Below are 3,412 nucleotides of genomic sequence, written 5' to 3'. Positions count from 1 at the left end.
CGCCAGGGAAAGCCAGCATCCGCTACTCTGTGAAATCGAGAAGGACGGTTAATCGCCGACCACTTGGGTATGAGGTGAAGCTATGTTAAACCGCGAGCTCGAAGTCACCCTCAATTTAGCCTTCAAGGAGGCTCGTTCGAAGCGTCATGAATTCATGACCGTCGAACATCTCCTGCTGGCCCTATTGGATAATGAGGCTGCCGCCACCGTTTTGCGTGCCTGCGGCGCAAACCTCGACAAACTCAAGCATGACCTGCAGGAGTTCATCGACTCCACCACGCCACTGATCCCCGTTCATGACGAAGATCGCGAAACCCAGCCAACCCTGGGCTTCCAGCGTGTACTGCAGCGTGCTGTTTTTCACGTACAGAGCTCGGGCAAACGCGAAGTAACCGGCGCTAACGTGCTGGTTGCCATCTTCAGTGAGCAAGAGAGTCAGGCGGTGTTCCTGCTGAAACAGCAGAGCGTTGCGCGCATTGATGTCGTCAACTACATCGCCCATGGCATTTCCAAAGTGCCGGGGCATGGCGATCACTCTGAAGGTGAACAAGATATGCAGGACGACGAGGGCGGTGAGTCTTCTTCTTCAGGCAATCCTCTGGATGCTTATGCCAGTAACCTCAACGAACTTGCGCGCCAGGGTCGTATCGATCCGCTGGTCGGCCGTGAGTCGGAAGTCGAGCGTGTCGCGCAGATTCTCGCGCGTCGGCGCAAAAACAATCCGCTGCTGGTCGGTGAAGCAGGCGTGGGTAAAACCGCGATTGCCGAAGGCCTGGCCAAGCGTATTGTCGACAACCAGGTGCCGGATCTGTTGGCGGGTAGCGTCGTTTATTCGCTTGATCTTGGTGCTCTGCTCGCGGGTACCAAGTATCGCGGTGATTTCGAGAAGCGTTTCAAAGCGCTGCTCAATGAACTGAAAAAACGTCCGCAAGCCATTCTGTTTATCGACGAGATCCACACCATTATTGGTGCGGGCGCTGCGTCGGGCGGGGTCATGGACGCTTCGAATCTGCTCAAACCGCTGTTGTCGTCTGGCGACATTCGCTGCATCGGTTCGACCACGTTCCAGGAATTCCGCGGCATCTTCGAGAAGGATCGTGCCTTGGCGCGTCGCTTCCAGAAGGTTGATGTCGTCGAGCCGTCGGTGGAAGACACCATCGGTATCCTGCGCGGCCTGAAAGGGCGTTTCGAGCAGCACCACAACATCGAATACAGCGATGAAGCACTGCGTGCCGCTGCTGAACTGGCGTCGCGCTATATCAATGATCGGCACATGCCGGACAAAGCCATTGATGTGATCGACGAGGCGGGCGCCTATCAGCGCCTGCAACCGGTCGAGAAGCGCGCCAAGCGCATCGAAGTGCCGCACGTCGAAGACATCGTGGCGAAGATCGCGCGGATTCCGCCGAAACACGTCACCAGCTCCGACAAGGAGCTGCTGCGTAACCTGGAGCGTGACCTGAAGCTGACGGTGTTTGGTCAGGACGCGGCGATCGATTCGCTGTCGACTGCGATCAAACTGTCCCGTGCCGGCCTCAAGTCGCCTGACAAGCCAGTCGGTTCGTTCCTGTTCGCCGGCCCGACCGGTGTCGGTAAAACCGAGGCCGCGCGGCAATTGGCCAAGGCGTTGGGCATTGAGCTGGTTCGTTTCGACATGTCCGAGTACATGGAGCGCCACACCGTATCGCGTCTGATCGGTGCGCCTCCAGGCTATGTCGGTTTCGACCAGGGCGGTCTGTTGACCGAAGCGATCACCAAGCAGCCGCATTGCGTATTGCTGCTCGATGAAATCGAGAAGGCGCATCCGGAAGTCTTCAACCTGCTGTTGCAGGTGATGGATCACGGCACGCTGACCGATAACAACGGGCGCAAGGCGGACTTCCGCAACGTGATTGTGATCATGACCACTAACGCCGGTGCTGAAACGGCGGCGCGGGCTTCGATCGGTTTCACCCATCAGGATCACTCGTCTGATGCGATGGAAGTGATCCAGAAGAGCTTCACGCCGGAGTTCCGTAACCGTCTGGACACCATTATTCAGTTTGGTCGCCTCAGTCATGAGGTTATCAAAAGTGTGGTGGACAAGTTCCTTACCGAGCTTCAGGCGCAACTGGAAGACAAGCGTGTGTTGCTGGAAGTGACTGACGCGGCGCGTAGCTGGATCGCGGCGGGTGGTTATGATGCGGCGATGGGTGCGCGTCCGATGGCTCGTCTGATTCAGGACAAGATCAAGCGTCCGCTGGCGGAGGAGATCTTGTTTGGTGAGTTGGCTGAGCATGGTGGGGTTGTTCATATCGATATCAAGGATGGTGAGTTGACCTTTGATTTCGAGACCACTGCTGAGATGGCTTGATCGTTGTTGTTACGCTGAGGGCGCCTTCGGGCGCCCTTTTTGTTGTCTGGTGTTTTTGGGTGAATATCCGTTGTTGTGGTGATGGCTGGTTAGGGTTCCGCCCTTACGGCGGGTCACTTTTGCAGACGCCGGAATGCCGGCCCAGCCAAAAGTAACCAAAACGCTTTGCCCTGACGTTCGGCCCTCGCTAAGGCTCGGGTTCCTTCGCTCCGGGATTGATCCGGGGGGCAGCGCCTACGGTTTGCTTCGCTGCACCTCCTCTCGCTGTGTTTGGCTGCGCCAAACGGTCGCTGCGCTCCCACCCCCGGATCAATCCCTCCACTCAGCCTGCCGACGGGCTCCGAGATCAAGATCAAAAGCAGGCGAGCTGACACTCGGCCTATTGAGTGGTGAAGAGCACAGCGCGCACGGTTTTAGTTTTTTTGGTGCTCTTGCCCCTCACCCCAGCCCTCTCCCGGGGGAGAGGGAGCCGATGGTGGGCCTTTCAAAATGTGCATTCAACTCGGTATCGCAAGTCGGCGTATCTCTCCCAATCCACGCGATCAGTCCCCTCTCCCTCCGGGAGAGGGCTAGGGTGAGGGGCTTTTGATGTGGCTCTTGATCTTCAGCCCCTTCGGCAGGCCGAGCGTAGGTGTCCATCAGGGGTAGGCGCGTAGCGCCATGCGGCGTAGCCGCATACATCGAGAGGAGGTGCAGCGAAGCTAACCGTAGGCGATGCCCCCTGATGGGCACCGTAGCGAGGGAACGCTGAGCCTAAGCGAAGTGCCGTACGCCGGGGCTAAGCCTTTTCGGTTACCTTTTCGGCGTCTGGAAAAGGTGACTCGCTGTAAGAGCGAAACCGCCAGCGGCATCACCCGCAGCAACGGATATACGCACAAAACCAATAAAGCGCAGACACAAAAACGCCCGGCATAAACCGGGCGTCTTGTATTGACCGGATTAACGAGCGCGGTAAGTAATGCGCCCTTTGCTCAAGTCATAGGGCGTCAGCTCGACGCGCACTTTGTCACCGGTAAGAATACGAATGTAGTTCTTGCGCATCTTGCCGGAAATATGCGC

2 protein-coding genes are annotated in these 3,412 nt (G+C 57.6%); one reads left to right on the top strand and one right to left on the bottom strand.

Annotation, left to right across the window (positions count from 1 at the left end; genetic code table 11):
* The first annotated feature begins 82 nt into the window (after positions 1-82).
* Positions 83-2,353, top strand: a complete 2,271-nt coding sequence (gene clpA / locus ACIP66_RS27030; protein ID WP_400652212.1) for an ATP-dependent Clp protease ATP-binding subunit ClpA — start codon at positions 83-85, stop codon at positions 2,351-2,353.
* Positions 2,354-3,292: 939 nt separating this feature from the next.
* On the opposite strand, the gene infA is transcribed toward clpA, so the two are convergent.
* Positions 3,293-3,412 (bottom strand): translation initiation factor IF-1 (gene infA / locus ACIP66_RS27025; RefSeq protein ID WP_400652215.1); only part of this gene is annotated, 120 nt, incomplete at its 5' end.

The sequence above is a fragment of the Pseudomonas sp. NPDC088429 genome, from assembly GCF_044753305.1.
Classification (GTDB): Bacteria; Pseudomonadota; Gammaproteobacteria; order Pseudomonadales; family Pseudomonadaceae; genus Aquipseudomonas; species Aquipseudomonas rustica.
This window is presented reverse-complemented; position numbering and strand designations above follow the sequence as displayed.

Excerpts from the sequence above, each read along its gene's own strand:
- clpA (WP_400652212.1), top strand. The coding sequence starts at position 83 with ATGTTAAACCGCGAGCTCGAAGTCACCCTCAATTTAGCCTTCAAGGAG.